The organism is Pectobacterium colocasium, assembly GCF_020181655.1.
GTDB classification, from domain to species: Bacteria; Pseudomonadota; Gammaproteobacteria; order Enterobacterales; family Enterobacteriaceae; genus Pectobacterium; species Pectobacterium colocasium.
On sequence record NZ_CP084032.1, the window covers coordinates 2,567,991 to 2,591,579 of the forward strand.

18 protein-coding genes and 2 pseudogenes are annotated in these 23,589 nt (G+C 52.6%); 6 read left to right on the forward strand and 14 right to left on the reverse strand.

Translation table 11 applies throughout. The annotated features are described in order from the left end of the window. Positions 1 to 47: 47 nt before the first annotated feature. From urtA to LCF41_RS11620, 5 genes are all read right to left on the reverse strand, one after another. Positions 48 to 1,316 carry an urea ABC transporter substrate-binding protein gene (gene urtA / locus LCF41_RS11600; RefSeq protein WP_180740920.1) on the reverse strand — a complete coding sequence of 423 codons (1,269 nt, stop codon included), beginning with the start codon at positions 1,314 to 1,316 and terminating at the stop codon, positions 48 to 50. Next, the gene (locus LCF41_RS11605; RefSeq protein ID WP_225084750.1) at positions 1,313 to 2,131 is read right to left on the reverse strand and encodes a GntR family transcriptional regulator; all 819 of its coding nucleotides are present in this window, start codon (positions 2,129 to 2,131) and stop codon (positions 1,313 to 1,315) included. The genes urtA and LCF41_RS11605 overlap by 4 nt, the downstream gene beginning before the upstream one ends. Before the next feature lie 83 nt (positions 2,132 to 2,214). Continuing rightward, a complete protein-coding gene (uca, locus tag LCF41_RS11610) occupies positions 2,215 to 5,829 on the reverse strand; it encodes an urea carboxylase (protein ID WP_225084751.1) in 3,615 nt (1,204 codons plus the stop codon). Next, positions 5,822 to 7,624 carry an allophanate hydrolase gene (gene atzF, locus LCF41_RS11615; RefSeq protein ID WP_225084752.1) on the reverse strand — a complete coding sequence of 601 codons (1,803 nt, stop codon included), beginning with the start codon at positions 7,622 to 7,624 and terminating at the stop codon, positions 5,822 to 5,824. Before atzF ends, uca begins: the two co-directional genes overlap by 8 nt. 191 nt (positions 7,625 to 7,815) lie before the next feature. Continuing rightward, entirely contained in the window at positions 7,816 to 8,823 is a 1,008-nt protein-coding gene (locus LCF41_RS11620; RefSeq protein WP_225084753.1) for a Gfo/Idh/MocA family protein, read from the reverse strand. A gap of 145 nt (positions 8,824 to 8,968) precedes the next feature. On the opposite strand from LCF41_RS11620, the gene LCF41_RS11625 reads away from it, so the two are divergent. Further along, positions 8,969 to 9,145: a hypothetical protein gene (locus LCF41_RS11625; protein WP_225084754.1), complete on the forward strand. Its 177-nt coding sequence runs from the start codon at positions 8,969 to 8,971 to the stop codon at positions 9,143 to 9,145. Between the two features lie 40 nt (positions 9,146 to 9,185). Here LCF41_RS11625 and LCF41_RS11630 read toward each other — a convergent pair whose 3' ends face one another. Together LCF41_RS11630 and LCF41_RS11635 are read right to left on the reverse strand one after the other, a co-directional pair. Further along, entirely contained in the window at positions 9,186 to 10,568 is a 1,383-nt protein-coding gene (locus LCF41_RS11630; protein ID WP_225088160.1) for a type III effector HrpK domain-containing protein, read from the reverse strand. Next, entirely contained in the window at positions 10,492 to 10,947 is a 456-nt protein-coding gene (locus LCF41_RS11635) for a hypothetical protein (protein ID WP_225084755.1), read from the reverse strand. Before LCF41_RS11635 ends, LCF41_RS11630 begins: the two co-directional genes overlap by 77 nt. Positions 10,948 to 11,713: 766 nt before the next feature. Between LCF41_RS11635 and LCF41_RS11640 the strand changes: the two genes are divergently transcribed. The 3 genes from LCF41_RS11640 (at position 11,714) to LCF41_RS11650 (ending at position 15,228) form a co-directional block, all read left to right on the forward strand. After that, on the forward strand, positions 11,714 to 12,532 hold the full coding sequence (locus LCF41_RS11640; RefSeq protein ID WP_225084756.1) for an oligogalacturonate-specific porin KdgM family protein: 819 nt from the start codon (positions 11,714 to 11,716) through the stop codon (positions 12,530 to 12,532). A gap of 131 nt (positions 12,533 to 12,663) precedes the next feature. Next, a complete protein-coding gene (locus tag LCF41_RS11645; RefSeq protein WP_225084757.1) occupies positions 12,664 to 13,416 on the forward strand; it encodes an oligogalacturonate-specific porin KdgM family protein in 753 nt (250 codons plus the stop codon). Between the two features lie 105 nt (positions 13,417 to 13,521). Next, positions 13,522 to 15,228, forward strand: a complete 1,707-nt coding sequence (locus LCF41_RS11650; RefSeq protein WP_225084758.1) for a pectate lyase — start codon at positions 13,522 to 13,524, stop codon at positions 15,226 to 15,228. Between the two features lie 204 nt (positions 15,229 to 15,432). On the opposite strand, the pseudogene LCF41_RS11655 reads toward LCF41_RS11650, so the two are convergent. Next, a pseudogene (locus LCF41_RS11655) lies at positions 15,433 to 16,554 on the reverse strand (ABC transporter substrate-binding protein). 881 nt (positions 16,555 to 17,435) lie between these two features. Between LCF41_RS11655 and LCF41_RS11660 the strand changes: the two are divergent. Beyond that, a complete protein-coding gene (locus LCF41_RS11660) occupies positions 17,436 to 17,978 on the forward strand; it encodes an RNA 2'-phosphotransferase (RefSeq protein WP_225084759.1) in 543 nt (180 codons plus the stop codon). On the opposite strand, the gene LCF41_RS11665 is transcribed toward LCF41_RS11660, so the two are convergent. Both LCF41_RS11665 and LCF41_RS11670 read right to left on the reverse strand, forming a co-directional pair. After that, positions 17,979 to 18,377, reverse strand: a complete 399-nt coding sequence (locus LCF41_RS11665) for an SMI1/KNR4 family protein (protein ID WP_225084760.1) — start codon at positions 18,375 to 18,377, stop codon at positions 17,979 to 17,981. It lies immediately after the preceding gene. Next, positions 18,378 to 20,708 carry a VENN motif pre-toxin domain-containing protein gene (locus tag LCF41_RS11670; RefSeq protein ID WP_284144897.1) on the reverse strand — a complete coding sequence of 777 codons (2,331 nt, stop codon included), beginning with the start codon at positions 20,706 to 20,708 and terminating at the stop codon, positions 18,378 to 18,380. On the opposite strand from LCF41_RS11670, the gene LCF41_RS11675 reads away from it, so the two are divergent. Then, positions 20,691 to 20,927: a SymE family type I addiction module toxin gene (locus LCF41_RS11675; RefSeq protein WP_225084761.1), complete on the forward strand. Its 237-nt coding sequence runs from the start codon at positions 20,691 to 20,693 to the stop codon at positions 20,925 to 20,927. The two genes, LCF41_RS11670 and LCF41_RS11675, sit on opposite strands and share 18 nt — an antisense overlap. A gap of 76 nt (positions 20,928 to 21,003) precedes the next feature. On the opposite strand, the gene LCF41_RS11680 is transcribed toward LCF41_RS11675, so the two are convergent. The 4 genes and pseudogenes from LCF41_RS11680 to LCF41_RS11695 form a co-directional block, all read right to left on the reverse strand. After that, on the reverse strand, positions 21,004 to 21,378 hold the full coding sequence (locus tag LCF41_RS11680) for a hypothetical protein (protein ID WP_103860613.1): 375 nt from the start codon (positions 21,376 to 21,378) through the stop codon (positions 21,004 to 21,006). Continuing rightward, positions 21,378 to 21,872 (reverse strand): annotated as a pseudogene (locus tag LCF41_RS11685) (type IV secretion protein Rhs); the annotation flags it as partial. The gene LCF41_RS11680 and the pseudogene LCF41_RS11685, both read right to left, overlap by 1 nt. 1,145 nt (positions 21,873 to 23,017) lie before the next feature. Further along, entirely contained in the window at positions 23,018 to 23,329 is a 312-nt protein-coding gene (locus LCF41_RS11690) for a type II toxin-antitoxin system RelE/ParE family toxin (RefSeq protein ID WP_225084763.1), read from the reverse strand. Beyond that, positions 23,326 to 23,589, reverse strand: a complete 264-nt coding sequence (locus LCF41_RS11695) for a type II toxin-antitoxin system ParD family antitoxin (protein WP_225084764.1) — start codon at positions 23,587 to 23,589, stop codon at positions 23,326 to 23,328. The genes LCF41_RS11690 and LCF41_RS11695 overlap by 4 nt, the downstream gene beginning before the upstream one ends.

The window sequence follows — 23,589 nt, forward strand, 5'->3', positions numbered from 1 at the left end:
GAGAGAGAATATCCCGTCCGGTATGCTGGACGGGGGAAAGATGACGCTTACTGTGCGGCTTTGATTGGATGATCGGGTTTCTTATCGTTACCGGCGATGTACGGGCTCCACGGCTGCGCGCGAACCGGTTTATCCGTTTGCCAGACCACGTTGAACTGACCGTTTTCCTCAATCTCGCCAATCATCACCGGCTTGTGCAGATGGTGGTTGGTCTTGTCCATCGTCAGCGTAAAACCATCCGGTGCGGCAAAAGTCTGACCGGCCATCGCGGCGCGGACTTTATCCACGTCTGTCGTACCCGCTTTCTCTACCGCCTGCGCCCACATATGAATGCCTACATAAGTGGCTTCCATCGGATCGTTAGTCACCACCGTGCCTGCGTTCGGCAGATTTTTCGCTTTGGCATAGGCTTTGTAGGCTTCGACGAAGTCGGCATTGGTTGGATTATCGACCGATTCAAAGTAGTTCCACGCGGCTAAATGGCCGACCAGCGGCTTGGTGTCGATCCCGCGCAGTTCTTCTTCACCGACCGAGAACGCGACAACCGGCACATCCGTCGCTTTGATTCCCTGATTTGCCAGCTCTTTATAGAACGGCACGTTGGAGTCACCGTTGATGGTGGACACCACCGCCGTCTTGCCGCCCGTCGAGAACTTCTTAATATTGGCAACAATGGTCTGGTAATCGCTGTGACCAAACGGCGTATAAACTTCCTCAATATCTTTGTCCTGCACGCCTTTGGAATGCAGGAAGGCGCGCAAAATCTTATTGGTGGTACGCGGATACACATAGTCGGTACCCAGCAGGAAGAAGCGTTTCGCCGCCCCGCCGTCTTCGCTCATCAGGTATTCCACCGCAGGAATCGCCTGCTGATTCGGTGCGGCGCCGGTGTAGAACACGTTCGGCGACATCTCTTCACCTTCATACTGCACCGGGTAGAACAGCAATCCGTTCAGTTCCTCAAACACCGGCAGAACCGATTTACGTGACACCGATGTCCAGCAGCCGAACACCACCGCTGCTTTATCCTGCGTCAGCAGCTGGCGGGCTTTTTCGGCAAACAGCGGCCAGTTTGATGCCGGATCGACCACCACCGGTTCCAGTTTTTTACCCAACACGCCGCCTTTGGCGTTGATTTCATCAATGGTCATCAGCGCCACATCCTTCAGCGGCGTTTCCGAAATCGCCATCGTGCCGGACAGTGAATGCATAATGCCGACTTTGATGGTGTCCGCCGCCTGCACGCTCCAGGTCAACCCCATGCCAACCACCGTCGCAGAAAGCGCAAAAACTTTTAGCAATGAACGTCTTTTCATTTATTAGCCCTTAAGTCGTGTTGAGTGAGAATGGAATCGTGTGATGCATCAGATGAAATGCCTTCCGTTGAAACAGATGGCATTGAAACGGATGACATTGAAACGGATTGCGGTGAAGCAGATTGAGGCCGCGCCTGCTGTAGCATGTGCAGGGTGATCTTCCTGACTTCGGCCTTACTGACGGCAATGTGGTCGGTCAGAATGCGCTGCGCCTCCTCGGTGTGTTGCTGTAGTATCGCCAGCAGAATGCGGGCGTGCTCTTTATAGGTCGCGTCGATACGATCCTCGCGGGTAAAATCGAGACGCCGAATAATGCGAATTTTCTCCGTCAGCTCGCCGTGAACCCGCGCCATTTCGCTATTGCCTGCCGCTGTTACTAGCCCGCGGTGAAACCCTTCGTCGTAGCGGGAAACGATCTTGCCGTCATCCAGACGCGGTTCTTCAATCCAGAAGCGTTTCAGATCCGTCAATAGCTCGGCACAGCGCCCCGGCGGCATTCCGCACAGCCGTCGAATGGCTTCACGCTCCAGCACGATGCGGAAGTCATACAGTTCTTCGAAATAGGCGAAATCAAACGGACGAACCTGCCAGCCGCTGCGGAAATAGACTTCGACATAGCCTTCCCGCTCCAGCCAGAACAGTGCCTGACGCACTGGCGTACGGCTGACCGACATCCGCTCGGCAATTTCATTTTCACTAAAGCGGTCGCCCGGCATCAGGCGGAAGTCAAAAATGTCGTTTTTCAGTGCTTGATACACCCGCTCTGCCAGCGCTTCCGGGCGATCTTTACTGCTCTTTTGGGTACCTGCTCGCATCGTTTTCTTCGCCTCGCCGTTTATTACCGTTCGTCCGTTTATTCAGGGCATGCTTATTTCAGCCAGCCTTTTTGTCCCAGTGCCTACTCCAACCACAGCAAGGCATCGCCGGGGCTGACGGGTCGTCCCGGCTGGCAACCGATGCGCTTCACCCGGCCAGACTGCGGCGCGCTAATCGTCAGTTCCATCTTCATGGCTTCGACGATAATCAGCGGCTGTCCGGCTTCGATGACATCCCCCACCTTCACCAGCACTTTCCAGATGTTGCCATTCATGTCTGCACTGACCTGAAACGCATCGTCATCGTTCTCTACCGGCTCAGCCGATATCGCCTCCTGTTGCGCGCTGTCATCCTCCTGCTGCCACAGCGCCACTTCCGTTTCAAACGCGGTAGCCTGACGCTGGCGGAATGCGGCAATATCGTCGGCCTGCTCCGTCAGGAAATGGGTGTGTTCAGCGAAATCAAATTCGGTTTCTTCGATGTGGATCGCAGCACGTCCTTCGCGGAAATCCTCACGCAACGTGGTCAGTTCTGCTTCACTGACCGGGTAAAACCGCACCTGATCGAAGAAACGCAGCAGCCACGGTTCATCTGCAATGAACTGATCGTTTTTGAGAAATTTGTTCCAGATAGGCAGCGTGCGCCCCACCAGTTGATAGCCACCCGGTGAATCCATGCCATAGATGCACATGTACATGCCACCGATGCCGACGGTGCCTTCAGCGGTAAAGGTGCGTGCCGGATTGTATTTGGAACTCAATAAGCGATGGCGCGGATCGACTGGCACCGCACAAGGCGCGCCGAGATAAACGTCGCCCAGCCCCAGAATCAGGTAGCTGGCATCAAAAATGATGTCTCGCACATCCTCACGGCTCGCTAATCCGTTAATACGCTGAATGAAATCGACGTTATTCGGCAGCCACGGCGCGCTGGGGCGTACGGTTTCGCGGTAGCGCTCCACCGCACCGAGTGTGGCGCTGTCTTCAAACGCCATCGGCAAATGGACGATGCGCGACGGCACTTTCATCTGGCTAACGTCGCCCAACTGATGTTCCAGATGCAGCAATACGTCCAACAACGCCTGTTGGCGGATAACCTGACTGTCATAACGCACCTGTAGCGACCGCACGCCGGGAGACAGTTCTTCGATCCCTGCGGTTTCGGAGGCACGAATCGCAGCCATCAGGAGATGGACGCGCAACCGCAGCGCCAGATCCAACACGTTGTCGCCGTATTCAATCAGAACGTAGTTATCTCCTGCCTGACGATACACGGCAGCGGGGGTGGTCGCGGTGGCGGCCACGGTAGCCAACACCGTTGCAGAGCCGTGTTCTGTCGTCGCCAGCGAGGGCACGTCAAATGCAGGTATCTGCGTCATACCCAGTGTGGCAATACGATCAGACTGCGCCTGTTCCAACGCCAGCGCTTCATCTGCGCTGATAGGATGGAAACGGATACGATCGCCCGGCTTAACCTGACCGACTTTCCACAGTTCCGCTTTAGCAATGGTGACCGGACAGACAAATCCGCCCAGACTCGGGCCGTCCCGCGTGAGGATCACCGGGAAATCACCGGTAAAATTCACCGCGCCGATTGCGTATTCACAGTCGTGAACGTTGGAAGGATGGAGACCCGCCTCACCGCCGTTCGCCCGCGTCCAGGTGGGTTTCGGCCCGACCAGTCGCACGCCCAACCGGTTCGAGTTGTAGTGCACTTGCCATTCCGCCGCGAAAAATTCGTCGATTGCCGCGTGGGTAAAGAAATCCGGCGCGCCGTGCGGGCCATAGAGCACGCCAATACGCCACTCATCGCCATACTGCGGAATCAGCGCAGCGTCCACCGCTTGCGGCTCGCTCACGGGCGCAGGCGTGGTGCAGGCGGGCAATGCCGGTTGAGAGATCGCCAACATATCGGCCACGCGCAGCGTTCGTCCGGCATGACCGCCAAACTCCCCGAGCGCGAAAGTCGAACGGCTACCGAGATATTGCGGCACATCAATGCCGTTACGCACCGCCAGATAGGTGCGACAGCCGGACTGCGCGCGCCCCAGCGTCAGCGTTTGTCCCGCCGTTACCGTAACGGGTTGCCAGTATGGCACCGTTTCCCCATCCAGCGTCGCCGGGCAATCCGCCCCCGTCAGCGCAATCACTGCCTCGCTATGGAAGCGCAACGTCGGGCCTTGTAGCGTAAATTCCAGTCCGGCGGCAGTTTCATCGTTGCCGACAATACGGTTCGCCAGACGGAACGCGAAATCATCCATCGGGCCAGACGGCGGCACGCCGATGTCCCAGTAGCCGAGGCGTCCAGGGTAGTCCTGCACGCTGCTCCAGGTGCCGGGTTGAACCACCTCAATCACCGAGGCCGATGGCGTAAAGCTGTCGAGCATCCGCGTCCACACGGTTCCACTGCGGAACGCCTCAGTGGCGATAATCTGGCGCAGGTAATCGAGATTGGTGGCAATGCCATGCAAACGCGTGGCATTCAGCGCCTGCTGCATCTTCTCCAACGCCAGCTCACGGGTCTCTGCGTGAACGATCAGCTTGGCGATCATCGGATCGTAATACGCCGACACCTCGGTGCCGGTACTCACCCAGCCGTCAACCCGCACGCCAGAAGGAAACGCCACTTCGGTCAGCACGCCGGGGCTGGGTTGGAAATTTTTCAGTGGATCTTCCGCGTAAATGCGGACTTCAATCGCGGCACCACGCGGTGCCTGCGTCAATTGCGCCCAGTCCAGCGGTTCATCCGCCGCGACGCGCAACATACATTCGACCAAATCCAGCCCGGTGACACACTCCGTTACCGGGTGTTCCACCTGCAAACGGGTATTCACTTCAAGGAAGAAAAACGCATCACGTTCGGCATCGTAGATATATTCCACCGTTCCCGCGCTGCGATAGCTAACCAGCTCACCCAGCTTTACCGCCGAGGCCAGCAGCGCCGCTCGCGTGCTTTCCGGCAAATGCGGTGCGGGCGTTTCTTCCACGACTTTCTGGTTGCGCCGCTGCAATGAGCAATCACGTTCGCCCAATGCCACCACGCGGCCTTTACCATCGCCAAAAATCTGGACTTCGACGTGACGCGCCCGATCGATACAGCGTTCGAGGAACACACCCGCATCGCTGAAGAACTGCTCACCCAGACGACGCACGCTCTCCCACGCGGCCTGTAGCGCCACGGCATCGGCACAGCGCGTCAGGCCGATGCCACCGCCCCCGGCGGTGCTTTTCAACATGACCGGATAGCCGATGTCTGCGGCGGCGGCCAGTGCGTCCTCCAGCGAGGCCAGCAACGGCGTTCCCGGCGTCATCGGCACACCCGCGGCAGCGGCTAATTCACGGGCACGGTGCTTCAGACCAAATTCACCAATTTGCTGGGCGGTTGGCCCGACAAACGCAATACCGGCCTTTTCACACGCCGCGGCAAACGGCAGGCTCTCGGACAGAAAACCATAGCCCGGCCAGACAGCCTCTGCCCCTGTCTGCTGTGCGGCGGCAAGCACCTTGTCGATACACAGATAGCTGTCGCTGGCCTTTTCACCGCCAATCGATACGGCGATGTCGGCCTCTTTCACGTGTTGTGCGTTTTTATCCGCGTCGGAATAAATCGCCACGCTGGTGATACCCAGGCGCTTCAGCGTGCGTATGGCACGGCAGGCAATTTCCCCTCGGTTAGCGATCAGTACGGTCTTAAACATGAGACGCCTCCTGATGAGCAAGCCAGTGACGCCAGCCGCCGAATTCAGTGATATCCACGGCATCGTTCAGCGCTGCCGGTTCGCAAATAAAGCCTTTTACCTGCCGTCCATCGGCTAACGTCAGCGTACCAATGCCCAGCGGCGCCGGAATTTCCGCGACAAACTCGCCAAAACGCGCCAGCGGAATGTCCCACAGCTCGACGATAATCGCCGCGCCGTCGTTGCCTTTCGCTAAACCGGGCTTGGCTGGTTGTGTATTCGCCAGCGCATAAAGACGATAGTTCTCCGCCGTGCGCGTCTCTTCCACCCACACGGCATTGCGGCTGGTCAGTTGATGGTTCAGCGGCATGCCCGTCAGGTGCGCTCCGACGACAGCGAGGCGGACGTGTGATTTAGAAAACGGCAAGGTGGCCGATCCCGCTGGCAGCGTTTTTCCTGTTGCCCCCAGCGGAAGCGCCAGCTGTGCTTGCCAACGCAGGCCAAAGCTCGCTAATGCACGGTCGTGCCAGGCAGGCGCAATCAACGTGATCCCCGCCGGCAAGCCATCGGAACGGAAAGGTGCTGGCAGCGCCAGCGCCGAGAGATCGGCCAGATTAGTAAAGTTGGTGTAGGCACCCAACTGAGAGTTGTAGCGTACCGGTTCCTGCTTCATCGCCTCACGCGTGTGGATTGTCGGCGAGGTCGGCACGACCAATGCGTCGAACGATGCCAGCGTTTGCTGAATCTGACGCGCCAGTTCGGCACGCAGGTATTCTGCCCTGAACGCCTCTACCGCGCTGAAGCGTTCGCCGCTGGCCACAATACCGTGCACCACCGGATCCATGCTCTCTGGCTGCCGCAGCATGTCGCCCACCGCGACGGTGCGCTCTGCCACCCAGGGGCCTTGATACAGTTGATCGGCTAGCTGCGTGAAAATACTGAAATCGATCGGATGCAGCGTCACGCCCGCCGCTTCCAGTTCGACCAACGCCTGCTGCCATGCAGCCTGTGCGACAACGTCGGCAAAGAAAGTCGGATCGCTGGGAATAGCAAAACGCGGCTGCGCTGGCAGCGCCGCAGGCGCGCTGGCGGGATGGCTGCGCGAGTAGGCATCCGCAGCATCGTACCCGCCAGCCAGTTCAGCGACGGTAAACGCATCCTCGACGGTTAGCGCAAACACGGAGATGGTGTCGTTCAGGCGACAGGCTGGCACTACGCCGCTTGCCGATAGCCACCCTTTCGTCGGCTTCAGGCCGACAACATTGTTAAACCCGGCAGGAACGCGCCCCGACCCGGCGGTATCGGTTCCCAGGGAAAAAGCAACCAGCCCGCGCGCCAGTACCGAAGCCGACCCTGAGCTGGAACCGCCGCTGATGTACTCGGCGTTAAAGGTGTTCGGCACTTCACCGAACGGTGAGCGTGTGCCGACCAGACCGGTCGCAAACTGATCGAGGTTGGTTTTGCCAATGACAATTGCCCCTGCCGCTTTCAGTTTGGCAACGGCAGTGGCATCTTCGTCAGCCAGATAGGTAAATGCCGGGCATGCCGCGCTCGTTGGCCAGCCTGCGACATCAATATTATCTTTGACGGCAAAAGGAACGCCAAACAGCGGCAGCGCATCGGGATTTTCACGATACCGAGGCAATAGCGCCGCGATTTGTGCCTGAAGCAATTCAGGCGTCGCCAGCGCGATCCACGCGGGATCGTCCGTCGACAAGCTGGCGAGCAGCGCGCCTAGCGTTTCACCAACGCGATCGGCCTGCTGTTGGTAATGCTGTTTCCATTCCTGAAGCGTGAGTCCTGTCATTCTTGGCATGATGTGAATCCCATCTGGTATACAAGATTGAATTCACTAAAGCGAAAACCATGCCAGATTTTATTTTATTGATTTATATGAAATTAGATTGATTCGATCAATTTCCATGCACAGAAAAGGAACAACCGTGCGCCATCGCGGAGCATGGTTGCAAAAAAGCGTGGGTCATTGATATAGGGATAATGATTCTCTCAGGCGATCTTTTTCGCGGCCTGCTGCGCCAGAATCGACAGTTCTGTCGCCTTGAAGATATGCGCTTGCGACATTGCAAGCTCGGTACGCTCACGGCAATCACGCAGAAAATCCGGGAAAAAGGCGCGTTCGACGCGGCCTGCGGGGGTAAAGCGCTGTTCGCCCTTGCCATTCACCAGATAGACGACGTTGCTTTCACAGCGCGTCAGATCGACGTATTTCCTGATTTCGATGTAGCCTTCCGTCCCCAGTATCGTCAGGCGGCCGTCGCCCCAGACGCTCAACCCATCCGGCGTAAACCAGTCACAGCGAAAATAGCCCGTTGCCCCATTGTCACCCAGCAGCATCGCATCGCCAAAATCCTCAAATTCTGGCTGATGCGGATGATGATAATTCGCCGTCTGGCTGGTCACCACTTGTGCATCGGTGTTGCCGGTAAAATAGAGAAACTGTTCAATCTGGTGAATACCGATATCGCAGAGGATCCCGCCGTATTGACGCTTTTGATAAAACCAGTCAGGCCGCGCGCCGCGTTCACGGTGCGGGCCAACGCCGATCGTCTGAATCACGCGACCAATTTCCCCTCGTTGCACCAGTTCACCAGCAAACAGCGCACTATCCACATTGATGCGTTCATTAAAGTACACAGCAAATTTTCGACCGGTTTCCGCGACCCGACGCTGGACAGCATCCAACTGATCCAGCGAGGTCAGCGGCGGTTTGGCAGTGAAGAAATCTTTGCCTGCATCCAACGTGCGCAGCGCCAGTTCGGCTCGGTCACAGGGAATGACCGCACAGGCAATAAGATCGATAGACGCATCGGCAATCAGTTGCTCCGCAGAATCAGCAAAAGGAACAGAAGGAAAAAGCGAGATGAATTTTTCCCGATGATGCGGATCGGACTCGAACACGCCGACCAGTTCCGCTCCTGCATCAACCAGTTGCCGACACATGTCATAAATGTGGTTGTGCGCTAACCCAATCGCCGCAAATCGAATCTTTTTCATCTTCACCTCTGCCGATGTCGCCATGCCAAACCACAACAATAAGGCGGAAACCGGGCAGGCTAAAGACAAAAGCCGCGTAACGCGTTAGAATTTTTCCTGTTTTTTTAACATATCCACATTTTCTGCAACGCAACCAAAGATAACCATGAAAAGAAAACGTATTCTGATCCCCCTCATCCTGCTGATCCTGTTTGTGCTCTATCTGAATCGCGATGCGTTGAATCCCTTTGCGCCTGACTGTAAAAACCTCCCGGCGAATCAACCCAAGCCCGAAGAGTGTAAAAAAACCGTGAAAGAAGTCGCTCCCGGTTTTGAAATCTAATGCGTTGAAAATCTCATGCTTTGAAATTTAAGCGAGCGCATCAGCGCGGTTTAGGAATATTGAACTGTTCCAGCGCGGGATTAACCGTTTTGGCAAAATCTTCCCGCCGATGTTTGAGCTTGCTTTTGGCATTGAAGAAATTCACCAGTTCCGCAATCCCCATGCCGATGCTGAGCGCCCCGCTCACTGCCCATCCTATCGGCCCTGCTGCCGCGCCAACGGCAGAAGCCGCCGCCGCACCAGCGGCTTCACCGGCGATAGCCCCCACCACCTTTCCGGCAATCGCTGCGCCCGCTTTGCCAGCCAATCCAATGGCCGTTCTACTCCCTGCGGCTTTGGTTAAATCCTCTGCGTGCAGCGACGATTTAGCAAAACTCATCACGCTGCGACCGGCCTCTTTCACCGCCTGCGCATCGCTTTTTACTCCCGCTCCCGCATGGGGTGCAGCCGAAAGCGCGGAATCAAGCCCAACCGTTCGCGGGGCTGCCGGTGACGCCGTAGAAAAACGTTGGCTCATCGCCGCCTGCACGAGCAATGGATCGGACAGTAAAATGGTGTTTACCTCACGCGGTACCGCCTGCTCAAAATGCTGAATCACATCCCCGTCTTTCTGTAGCGCTTCAATACGTTGATGTAATACCTTTTCTGTTTCTTCGGTATTCCGATATTCCCGCCCCGCCATCACCTGTTCCAGCGTTTGTTGCAGTTTGACCAGCGTCGCCGACTTTTGCGCCCCGCTGTACTGCTGCGGCTGGGTAAAAACCGCCTCATTCAACTGGCTGATATCGGTTTTTGCCGCCAGCCCCAACGCCGCCGCATTGTGTAGCGTATCTGCCGTTTCCTGACGGTTTACCGGCGCTTGTTCACGAATCCAGCTTTTCATATCCTTCATCATCAACTTGCCATCATGCGGAACTCGCGCCAGTTTCTCCCCTTTGACATCCGCATGTTCCAGAATCCCGAATAACCCAGGGTGCGACCACAGCCGGGCAGCCGCTTTTAACTGAGGCGACAGCGTCGGGTTGTCGGTCATAATCGCGTTCAGGTCAGTCAGTGTGCTGGTGCGATCGTTCTCTTTCGGCGGAGAATCCACGTAGGATTTTTTGGCATCGGCGGCGTTCAGCAGCGGTTCGTTGGCCAGCAAAAGCGCGGAAGATTGTACTAACCGCAGCGACTGCGCATCGGCCGTTGGATTTTTATCCCTATATTCCTTCATCGCATGGCTCGCCTCGCTGGCGCGTTGCTCCATGTTTTTAATAAAGGATTTCGTATCCCGATTCGAGATATGTCCGTCGGCTCTGCCGCCGTCTTTTGCCGTATCCATCGCCGTGTAGATGGCGGGATTTTCACGCAGATAAACGAGCGCCTTTTCTGCGTTTCCCCCCCCCCTCCTGTAACATTTTCGCCGCCGCCAGCGGGCGATTCAGTTCCTTTGCGGCCTTTTCACGTTCATTCTCCGGCAGATCGCCCAACAGCGCCGACCATTTCTCCAACGCCTTGGCATTACTGTGCACCGAGCTATCTATCGCCTGAAGATCGACGGGCGGTTTGGGCTCTGCAATCAGTGAACTGTCAGCAATGCGCATGGTTGGTAATGCGCGCGCTGGTGCCATTGTTCTCAAGTCAGAAGAGACTGGCGACATGCTCGGCGACGCCTCGCCAAAATCGATTGAACGCGAACCTGGCCGCGCAGTGGGCAATGCAGCCGATTGTCCACTCAACCGACTCACCTCGGTATTATGTTGCTCGGGCAAAGGCGCGGCATTTCCCCAACGGCTTCCATTCTCAATACGATTGATCATTGATGTCTCCATTCTGCTGCCGTCAGGCTTAACAAACGAATGTCCCGCGTCATTCGAATACAGAAAGGCCTGAACGCTTGCCGATCGCAGTATGACGGAGATAGTTAGGATATGAGTGGAATGAAAACGCGATAGGTTCCCTGAAAATATTCAGGATAGTTAATTATTATTGACCATTTATTCATTTTTACGGAAATCGCTTTCCGCCGAATATTTCCCAATCGATGACGGAAATAAGGCAGATAACAGGTTAACTGTTACTCAATTACATATCACTATCATCATTAACGATCAAGAGATATTCCCCTCAATCTGACAACAACGATCGTCGTTACTCCCCTTCCTTATCCTTACAATAATCAGACCAAATGATTACAAAAAATTTCAAACAGTAACCAAATGTGTGATCCACATAAATGAAACAGCGTTTCCTTTTCACCATAATGCCACACAGCCTAATTATCAAGTCTTCTGATAATTAGGCCAACCAGTAAGCGGTATAAATTATCGACATTCACACATCAGCCTAAGCCATTTCGCTGATTGAAATACTCGTAAGCAACACCGTATATAAGGAAGCGTAAATGAATTGATAGAAACCTGATTGACCAGGGTGTTTGCCCTGTCTGACATTATTAATGGCGTCATCATCATTTATGGTGATTCTATTTTTACGCCCAAAAAACGGTATCCACTGTCTGGTTTTAAAGATAGAGACTGCACGCGCCAGTAATATTATTTATTCATTAAGAAAGAGAAAGACAGAATGAAAATATACACACGTAACCTACTCATCGTTTGTGCCGGATTCGCTCCTTTCCTTACCCAAGCGGAAACCGACGGCAAAACCACCTTTCAGTACGAACATAACTGGAAGACGGAAGACCGCCGCCATGCAGATTCCATCAAGCTCATCCATAAGAAAACCAACGGTTGGTCGTACGAAGTCAAATTCAGTACGTCAGCAGGCGGGAACAGCAACTACGACGTAGCCTATGATGATATGCAGGGCGGCTCTGGTGGCATGGTGATCGGTAAGGACTTCAAGCTAAGCAAGGCCGCTACCTTAACCCCCAGCTTTGAGTTCTCCATCGGTAATGCCAGCATGATGTATCAGCCGGGGCTGAAATATAACTATCGAATTAACAGCGACTGGTCCACTTATAGCCGTTACCGTTATGAATATAAGAAACCGACACGTAGTTCACGTTATTCGACCATTTCCACGTCAGATAAATATGGTCACGCAGGGGAATCTTATTTGTCAAAATCCGACACCGGACGCCACCGCTTGGATGCAGGGGTAACCTATTCTGGTTTTGATAATATTAATCTGACTTACGTCTTTAACTACTATATCGGCGATAACACCACAAAATCGTACAAATATAGCAAGGGCGAATTCACAGAAAGAGAATACGCCGTCTATGACAATGGTAAAACGGACTATGAGCATCAGTTCAAAGTTCAATATAAGTTAAACAAACAGCTAACTCCTTACATTGAGTATGATGATATTAGCCAATCCAGCACATCATCAAGCCGCCAGGAGAAAATCAAAGTTGGTTTCAACTACGTTTTCTAAGAAATACCGAATTTTATAAAGGAAACACACCGTATTTCGTGTCGCGTTGATGAAAAAATAAATTCATGAATGAATTTTGTCTATCAGCGCACAGTTTTCACAATTAACGACCAATATTAATGGTGCCAATAATGAAAAAACGCTACCTTGTGGCCGGTATTCTCTTTGCCCAAATTTATGCTATTTCCGCTTCTGCCTCTGATACCAAACTCAGCTATGAACATAGCTGGGGAACCATGAATCGCTACCACGGCGATGAAATTGGCATGCGGCATTTTATGGATAATGGCCTGTACGTTGGCGTTGAGCTGAATTTTTATAATAAGAATAAAGATCTGACCATCGATGATGTCGTCTCGAATTCTTATGCTTTTTATACCGGCTATGCCTACAGTTTGACGCCTGAATTAACCCTGACGCCGAATCTGGAAGCACGCTTCTACTCCGGCGGCACCAGCGGTGAAGGCATCGTAGGCGATATCGGCGCTAGCCAGAGTTCCGGCGCACGCTATACGCCGGGTTTGAAACTGACCTGGGCTGTCACTGACAAGACGGATCTTCATGCGCAATATCGCTATGACCTCAGAAAAATCACCCGCAGCAAACGCACCAGCACGGATGATGACACCCACCGTCACCGCTATGAAGCAGGCGTGGCCTACAAAGGTTTCGATAACTTCACGCTGGCGTACACCGCTTACTACTATCACGCCGATTACGTGCTGCAAAACAACAAAAAGCATGACTATCAGCAGGATTTTGATGTGTCTTACACCATCAACGACAACTGGACAGCACACATTGGCGTTGAAGATGTCGCCAGCGGGCGCGATGTGAAATCGCGTGAAGGAAAAGGGAAAGTCGGCTTCACCTATACGTTCTAGCCACGACTTAGCGTTCTAACAATAACTGACTGCTATGCCATGTTTCTCGGGGATCCTGTTCATCAAGCAGGATCCCTTTATTACAAGCTACACAGGTAGATAAAAATGAAAAGATTTGCGCTGTCGCTCCTTGCTGGTCTGGTTGCTTTACAGGCCAGCGCCGCCACACCAGACCGCCTCACTATCGTCAATCAGTATGTTGACAACGTACTGACCAAAGCCGGTGACCATTACCACGGTCAATCGCCCACGCCGCTGCTCGCCGATGGTATCGATCCGCGTACTGGCAAGCAGATGGAGTGGATCTTCCCTGATGGCCGCCACGCCGTGTTATCCAACTTCTCCGCGCAGCAAAATCTGATGCGCGTGCTGGTTGGGTTGAGTAACCTGAGCGGCAACCCCAGCTATAAGCAGCGTGCCGAAGCGATTGTGAAATATCATTTCCAGCACTATCAGGATGAGAGTGGCCTGCTGATTTGGGGCGGCCACCGTTTCGTTGATTTAAAAACGCTGCAACCGGAAGGCCCCAGCGAAAAAGAGATGGTGCATGAGCTGAAAAATGCCTATCCCTACTACGATTTAATGTTCAGCGTCGATAAAGAGGCCACCGCGCGCTTTATTCGCGGCTTCTGGAATGCGCACGTTTATGACTGGAAGATCATGGAAACCAGTCGCCACGGTAAATACGGGCAAAAAATGGGCGAACTCTGGCAAAGCCCGTTCGAGCAACAGCCGCCCTTCTTCGCCACCAAAGGCCTCAGCTTCCTGAATGCGGGTAACGACCTGATCTATTCCGCCTCATTACTGTACAAATACAATAAAGAAGACGGTGCGTTGGTTTGGGCGAAACGTCTGGCACAGCAGTACGTTTTACCGCGCGACAAAGCAACCGGGCTCGGCGTGTATCAGTTTACGCAGGCGCTGAAGCGTGATGAAACCACCGACGATGCCGATACGCATTCCAAATACGGCGATCGCGCCCAGCGTCAGTTTGGCCCGGAATTCGGCCCCACCGCGCTGGAAGGCAATATGATGCTGAAAGGACGCACCAGTACGATCTATTCCGAAAATGCGCTTATGCAGCTCCAGTTGGGTAAAGATTTAGGGGCGGAAGGCAAAGAACTGCTAACGTGGACAACCGACGGCCTGAAAGCCTTTGCCAAATATGCCTATAACGAGTCGGACAACACGTTCCGTCCGATGCTCGCTAACGGCAAAGATCTCTCTAATTATGTTCTGCCACGTGACGGTTACTACGGCAAAAAAGGCACTGTGATCAAGCCTTATCCTGCGGATAATTCATTCCTGCTCTCGTATGCTCGCGCCTATACCGTATTACCGGACGCCGAGCTGTGGCGTGTCGCACGCGGCATCGCCCGTGCACAAGGGCTGGGTGAGTTAGGTTCAGCACCGGGTAAAGACGTTAAAGTGGATCTCGCCACCAGGAATAGTGACCCTTATGCGCTGTTCGCGCTGCTGGATCTGTATCAGGCGAGCAAAGTGAAAGACTATCTGTCGCTGGCGGAAAAAGTGGGCGACAACATTATCAGCACACGTTATAAGAACGGCTTCTTCATGGCCGAGCACAACAGACAATACGCTGATGTCGATGCTATCGAGCCTTATGCTCTGTTAGCACTGGAAGCTGCAGTACGCAATCAGCCGCAGTCCGTTGCCCCGTTCCTGAATGGCGCTGGCTTCACCGAGGGTGGCTACCGTATGGAAGATGGTTCAACGCGCATATCGACTCGCGATAACGAGATCTTCCTGCTGAACGTTGGCGAAACCTTGAAACCCAACAACAAGAAATAAACGTTAAGCCTCAACACGCCAATGGTGGCTCGCTGCCATTGGCAATCCTCTCTTGCTTATTCTGCTCAACCCCTCACCGAACAAGCCCCCCATTATCGGGTGTGATACTTAATCGTATGGCGCTTAATCATGTGGAACTTAGCAGGATGCAATGCCGGCCACGATTAACGTGACCAGCATGAAGTAACGCAATAATTTTAAGCGTTAGTTAACCAGAGGCACCTCTGGATGCACGCCAAGCCAGCCCGGCGTGGGTTCGCCTTTCGCTTCACCGACATACAGGCTCATCTGTGCGCGGAAGCGCTCGACCGCACCACGGTCATACATGAAATCAGCAAATGCCTGTGGGCGAGTATTGCGGTATTCCCAGATAGGCTTGTAACCTACTGGCGGCTCAACGTCGGTACGTACCGACCACATACGCGAGACCTCAGTCTGCGTTTGCGGATCCAGCAGCCAGCTCAGATACAGCTTGGCGCTTTCCGGGTGTTTAGCCTTTTTGAAGATGGCGGCACGCTGAGCCCAGGAGACAAAAGGATCGGACTTCGGCAGAACAAAACGGGTGACGGCATCCGCAGCCGGAACGAGCGCACCGGAACTGGTAAAGGTCGCGCTGTATTTTCCGGTCGCGATTTCAGCACCGGGCACGTTGGTGCCGCGCACGTAGACAGGATCCTGCTCCTGCAATTTTTTCACAAAATCCCAGCCGTATTTGTCCACGACCAGCTTGTACCAGAACAGTACCGCATCGTCGTCGTTAGGATAGGCCAGAATCAAATTGCCTCTGAGATTCGGACGAAGGTAGTCATTGGCTTCGCGCGGCCAAGATTTTTCATCCAGAAGTTGGGTATTGACCAGATTGCTGAAGGCGATGACATAAGCACCGATCCACGCACCGTCGGCATCACGAAACTCTGGGTAAATCTTGTCCCAGCCGCGTGGTTTGTAATTCAACAACACGCCTTCCTTTTTCCAGCGAGGAAAATTCTGCACCGTTTGCAACTGCACCACGTCAGGAATCAGGGTGCCGGTCGCCAATTGGTTATCAATACGGGCATCATGGTATTTGCTGTAATCGACAATCACATTCAGTTTCATGCCAGGAAAACGTGTCTCAAACGCTCGCTTGAAACCAGCCTGCTGTGACTGCACATCGCCACCGGCATACACGGTAACCGTACCGCCTTCTCTCAACGCACTCTGATAGATTTGATCCAGCGAGCGCGTTTCAATTTCGACGCCCGCCTGACTTTACCCGACGCTGAGCCCGGCCATCATGGCCAGCATCAGCACTGTTTTCTTCAGGTACTTCCCAGTGTATTGCATTGTGATTTCCTTCACTTAATGAATAAAACCCGTACCGACAAACGACAGATAGCAGCCGTTAAAACGGCAACGGTGTGACCAGCGGATCGCAAGCCAGCGACACGCAGGATTGGCTCAACGAGATGAGATCGTCAAAAATGAAATCAAAATAGAAGCGCATGATCCTTCATCACGATATCTCTCGTGCGAAGTTGATTTCCATACTGATATTATGGTCTTTAGTCTTGAGTTTACAGGATTAAATAAAAACACATACGAAGAAAAAGCGAACAATATAGTTAAAAATATTGAATGGATAAAAAGAGGTTGCTGTATTCAGCACAAACACGGGGATAGATGAAAACACAAAGGAAGATAGAGTGATATTACTTTTATTATGAAATTATTTAAATTTTAATGATGTTATTTTTCACTATCTTATAATGAAAGAACTAGGGGTGAAATTTATTTTTCATTTCATCACTAAAAAACAAAATACTGAAAATTATTAATATTCCATTGATAATATCATTAATAGTTCAAAATTGTAATTATTAAATGACAGAGAACCATGTATGCAATGCTTAGAAACAGCAAACCTCCAAGAGGCTTCTTTGTTCTTTTCATTAACTTCATCCTTGACTGCATTGCTGATAAATTCTCCACCTATCGCACCGATAATGTTACCTACAGGTAGCTGAACCAGAACCTAAAACTACTCAGCCTGCAGACTAAGTTCAGTGGTAAGCCGCTAGAAGAACCCGATTTTAATACCTAACAGCACGTTATTGCCACCATGAACGGAGCGGACAGTGATTGAAATTGAGATTAAGTTGAGGTTTTGACCAGTAAATGTAAGAATCCCAGCTTTTAGGGATCTGCGTTTATTTGAGATTATTATCATGAACAAAAAAAGCACAGATATTAGCAAGTTTTTAAGTTACATATTACGCCATCAGCCTGAATCCATAGGTTTATCTTTGGACAAAGAAGGATGGGCCGTTATAAACGATCTTATTCTTTGTGCCGCTGAAGAAGGCTATACACTCGACAATAATATTATTCATAGTATCGTTAATAATAGTAATAAAAAGCGCTTTACGATTTCAGATGATGGATTACGTATCCGGGCAGATCAAGGGCACTCCTCACAACAGGTTGATATAAAATATGAAGAAAAAAAACCTCCCGAATGTTTATATCATGGAACGGCAACACGATTTGTCATATCAATTCGTACTCAGGGATTAAATGCAAAAGAGCGACAATATGTTCATCTATCTGCTAATGAAGAGACAGCAATTCAAGTTGGAAGTCGTCATGGAAAACCAATGGTACTAAAAGTAAAAGCCCTGACTATGTATGAACAGGGCTTTAAATTCTATCAGGCTGATAATGGCGTCTGGTTGACAGAACAAGTGCCTTATCAGTTCATTCAGGAATAGTTACGACTCATCATCAGCCTGCTCTGCTTTATAGCGGGCTGACTCAAGGCGAGCCATTTTCAGCCATTCAGTAAAATTATCAGTATATCCCCTGTCTTCCCAGCCCGTCGAAGCAAAGCAGTGAACATAGTATACTTTTGGATCGCCTGACGTATCTTCACCATCAAAACAAGCTATATCATCAGAATAACGCCAATTCGCAAAAGGTATTAATTTCCTCTCTGGATAAAGCTCTCTAATTTTTTTACACCAAAAGTCAACATAATTTTGAGAACAACAGAATAACCACCATGATTCTATATCCTCTAACTCAGTATTTGACACATAATCAATAAAGTCATCTGAAAAAGAAAAACCAGAATATAAGTAATTTTTATACATATCTGCTCTGTCAATCATTTATTTACCTTTACCGGTTATTCTTGGTGAATCAGATGAACCATTAGGATTATTTTTACTAAATCCACTGCTTTGGTTGTTAATTCTTCCTGTAATAGCTTCACCCCATGTTTTAGCAGAATCAAAACGTCCCGAATCAACCATATCTTTTGGTAATGGATCACCAAAATTTCTAACACTAGCTTCAACTTTTATGCCCGCCTCTCTGGCAGCACTGATCCTTGTATTATCCATACTGGTCATTTTTCCATCTGGCATTTTGATGACATCAACTGGATCACCTTTCCAACCGTCTTTTTTCATGCTGGAAACAAGATCATCGTAAGTATATTTCACACCTGAACCTCGATCTGTCTTATTGTAAGAAACAGTATTTTGTGAAAAACGAATTTCGTTAGCATCAAATGAGGAAACATTTCCTGATGGTTTAACCGTGGTCGGCTTTTCGATGCCTTTTTTCCCAACTCCCGCAGCTATTCCCGCCGCGCTGGTCCCCGCGACCTGTGCCAACGAGTTTATCGCAAGCTGTTTCGCTTCTGACGAATCTCCGGACGACAGCGCATTATGTATTGCCGCGTTTCTGTCTGCCTCAAGCTGGATCGTAGTCACTTGAAGGATAGATAGTTCGTACTGGTCTTCCTGACTCAGACTGCCATTAGCACGTGCTTTTTCCAGCAACTCACTAGTACGGTTGGCATAATCAGCCTGCAACTTGCTTACTTCATTAGCCTTATCGACACAATCCTGAGCACCAGAGCAGTTCACAACGCTTTCATGCTGCTCAGCATTTATTTTCTTATATTTTTCAATAACAGCACTACAGGAATCCCCCTGGCACTGAGTCATTTCCTTGGCTCGGTTCTGGTTTTCCTTAACGCTCAACGCATTATTCTCAACCGCATTGCGCCCGGACTGTGCACCGCTCGCGGCGGAGGCCGTGCTGTTGCTCGCCAGACCGGATATCAGCCCGGAGGCCAGCGTGGAAAGCGCGCTGACCGACTGCTTTTCCTCTTCCGTCAGGTCGTTTGCCGTCTTGCCCGGGTATTGCTCCGCCATGATGGCGCGGGCGGCCAGTTCACCGCTGGAGGCACCGATGGCCCCCGCCGCCGCATCCTGACCCGACAGTTGCGCGACCACCGCCCCCACCACCGCGTGCGCCATCGCGTTGGCCGCGATATCCGACGCCGTGATTTTGCTTTCATCCTTCGGTAGCGTGACGTCTTTCACCAGTTGCGCCAGATACGGTGACGCCCCGCTGGCAATCGCTTTCTGGATATCCCCGCCCGCCAGTGCCTGAATCGCCGCCGTGGCCGCCTGTGCCGCACGCTGGAAGTCACTGCCCGTGCCGTATTTCTGCATCTCGGCTTTGTAGGTCGGTGATTCCGTCAGCGCCTTTTTATAGACTTCCCATTCCTGCGCCGAATCACCGTCCTGCGGACGTTTGACGGTGGCATCGCCTTTAGCCTCCGCGGCTTTCTGTGCTTTCAGCTCGCCTTCCGTGCGCACGATATCCATCACCTGCGCGCCGATTTCACCAATCAGCTGCGCCTGTTTCAGGCGTTTTTGCTCTTTCTCTTTGTTAAAGATCGGGCTGAGCGCGTTGTTCGCGTGCTCAACGTCACGGCTCAGCGTAGTGATATCCTGCACCTGCTTCGCCGTGTCCCGCAACAACAACGTGCCGTCGCTCACCGCCGCATAGGTGGTGCTGGACGCATTGCCGCGGCTACCCAGCGACATCAGCGCCGACGGCACATTCATCGCCAGCGTCGACAGCATACTGCCGTTCAGGGACGGGCTGGCGCTGAACCCGGCGCCGCTGTGCTCCACCTTGAACTCGGCTTTGTTGTTGAGCCCGCTCCAGCCCAGCGTCCCCGTGTCCAGCCGATTTTTCTCGGCGCTGGCGGTGGAGCCAATGACCGCGGCGTCAAGCTGGGTGTGCTCACCGGTTTTTATACCAAATCCTTCTTTACCCGCAAAGAGCACGGTTTGCTGCTGCACGCTGTCATAATTGCTGTGCATCTTGTCTTTGCTGAGGCTGATATAGCCGCTACCGCCCCCGCCGCCCCAGGTAAAGCTGCCGCCCGCCGACCCGCTCACCTGTCTGGAATCATAACGCTCGCTGTCCTGCTGGCTTTGCAGCAGCAGATTACGTCCGGCATCAACATCAATGCGCTCGCCGTTCACCTGCGCGCCAGTCAGCCGCGTGTCGCGCTCGCTTTTCAGCGTGACGTGGTTACCCGCATCCACCGTGGTTTCTGACCAGCTGTTGCCCGTGCCGGTTTCCCGCCCTTTCGCCGCATTGAGGTAGTTACTATGGCTAAGCAGCATCATAAGTCAGAACCCGCCACACCCCAAGCATTACGACACCTGAAGGTCGGCTATGTCAGCCGTCGCCACGCAGACCGCAACGATATGACGCGCTATTACAGCCGCAGCCCCAGCCTGCACCTTACCGGCAACTGGCTCGAAGCTGCGGGATTTGGGACCGATACCCCGGTGATTGTCACCGTTGAACAGGGGCAACTGCTGATCCGTATTGTGACTGAATGACAGACAGGCAAAAAAAACCGGCCTTTTTAGGGGCCGGGATTTTTACGATTACTTTTATTGAGTCAGGTAAATTCTATTACTGCCCAAAATTTTTCCACGATAGCGCGTGCTTTTTTGATTCAGTATGGAGACAACTTTCAACTTCTTTCCACACAGACTCATTTTCATCGGTGGCTGTAACTAAAGATTCAATAAGACCAGTTGCTACCGCCGTTGCCAAATCATCATTATCTGACACTATTCCGGTTTCGATGTGCTGGAAAAAAATTGATTTATCTGACTGCTCTAATGAGGCTAATTGGCTCACTAGCGCTTTACCTACTAGCGAAAATAATAAAATTGTCGGCGGAGGATCTGGGTACCAATATTCGACACTCTTATTTACTTCATTTTTTATATATTCCGACTTCTGAGTAAAGATACTCAGATACTCATTAACATACTTATCCATCACTTCTTACCCTTAAGAGCATTTTGCATATCTTTCAGAACGTTTTCCGCCGCAGCTCTATCACTTGAAGAGGCTTGAGGATTTTTATTCAACCAATCTTGAAGAGCCTTGGAGTATGTTTGCGCTTTTTCAACATGCCCCCTTCCGCCAACTTTTTCGCCCGTAGCTAATTCATAGCGAACAGCATCCGCAGTACTTCCACTACCAACTTTGGCATTTGGCCTATATAAATCATTGATTATGTTTTTAAGATTATCATCCTTAACATTGGGCTTTTCCATTGATGCACGTAACGAATCCACATATTGTTCATACTGTGATCTGCTTTTAGGGTCTGATGAAGAATCATTATTACGGGCATTCTCTTCATCCTGAGGCTCCCAACCGCCCGGTGTACCTGATCCTGATCCGCCAAGCTCAACCTTCTGCTCGTTAGTCAGATCCTTACCAAGATTCGGATTGGAAGCATTGTCAGAACCGTACTTATCCTGAAGCGAGTTCAGATACTTCACGGTGATCTCATCATTACCCATCATGTTCAGTCTGATGAGATGATCCAGCTCTTCCGACGAGAGATTGTCCGCGATTTCCTTCGCTACAACACTGGTAATACCTGCTTTCACGCCGAGCTCAAGTAACTTTTCAGCAACCTTGGTTCGGCATGGTGCCGCTATCGCACATCCTTCAACCAGCGCTTTGCCGAAGAAGTTATTCTCCACAACAACGTTTTCCGGTGCGGACTCAGCCAGCGAACTTCACTTTTCCCTGTGCCGTCAGCCAGTTACAGCTGGTTTTTTCTGATGCGTTTCGATGCCCCGACTCCGAAGCCCCGATACGCGTTTTTAGCCCCCGGCACGCTACCGCCCCGCCGTGACCTTACCGCCTGCAACCGCCACATCATAGCAGCAGCCCAAGTCGCTGCCAGTAGTCGTTTTGTTGTTGAACCGGGTTTTATCGCGGCGCGAGCCGTTCCGCAGCTTGCTGTGGGACGGTGAAGCGTCTGCCGGGTGCGGGCTGGTGAAGCCCGCAAGACAACGCCTTAGCGGGAGGCCCCCCGGCGGGGGCCGCACGGGGCGGAGATGGCGAGCACGGGAACGAGCAAGGAGCCGGCGACTGCGAGCCGGGCGCAGCCAGTGCAGCAGGGTTGGGCGGGGGCGAGGTAAAGCCCTTCAGCGCCGTGACGCAGGAACGGCTTCTGCTTTGATGTTGACGTTGATGTTTGCTGAGGATTGACGCCGAAGCCTGCGCCGCCAGGGACGGCGGCCACTCCGTCAGAGCCAGGGAAGCACGCTGAGGTTTGCAGCAGAGGGCGCAGCCCTGTGCGCCACACCGCGCCACAGAGCCCAACCCCGGCGGCCAGCCGCTCACCACTGCCGAAGCAGTCCGCAGCGCGCCCATTAGCTGCCCGGCGCCGACATAATGTTCGTTGCGCGTTGGCCGCGTTCAGCGGCTTTCGCGTAATGCCACATTATGTTGAATGACGTTCGGCCAGCAACGTGAGATAAAGGGAGTGACTGAGGTGGGCGCTGGCCGGGCGGCATTTACCGCCGGAGTGCCCAGCCTGAACAAGGCAAGCGCTGCGCCACGGATGGCGCAGCTTTTGCCCGACGCCGTACCCTGCGGCCTTGAAGAGAACGAGCTAACTTTTGTGACTATTTGGTACATCGGAGAACAGATTGTCGATATCACGCGCACCGTGCAAGACACGCTCTATCCTGACCTCCGTATCCGTCGTTCCATACAGGATAAGATAACGACCATAGACACAACTTCGGATGGATTGCCCCAGCTCTGGACGCTCACGGTAGAGCCAGGGATTGTCGCCGATTACACAACACTGCCGGTACAAGTCTTCGGTAAAGCTCAGCGCCCGTACCGGGTTATCTTGCGCGATATAGTCACCTATCGCTTCGATATCCTGCTCTGCCAGCGGCGATACCGTCAGTTTCATTCCGCTTCCTCACCTTCAGCCATGTTCCGGTATTTCTGCGACAGACGCCCGAACACCGCTTCAGCATCCTTGCCCTTTCCGCTGTTTACGCCCAACTCGACCGCCGTCCGTAGCGCATCAAGCTTTACCTGCTGCTCTCGCTCCTCCAGTGCCCGCAACCCTGCACGGATGACCTCGCTGACATTGTTGTAACGACCACTTTCGATTTGTTCACGGATAAATTGCTCGAAGTAAGGACTTAACGCGATACTGGTTGCCAT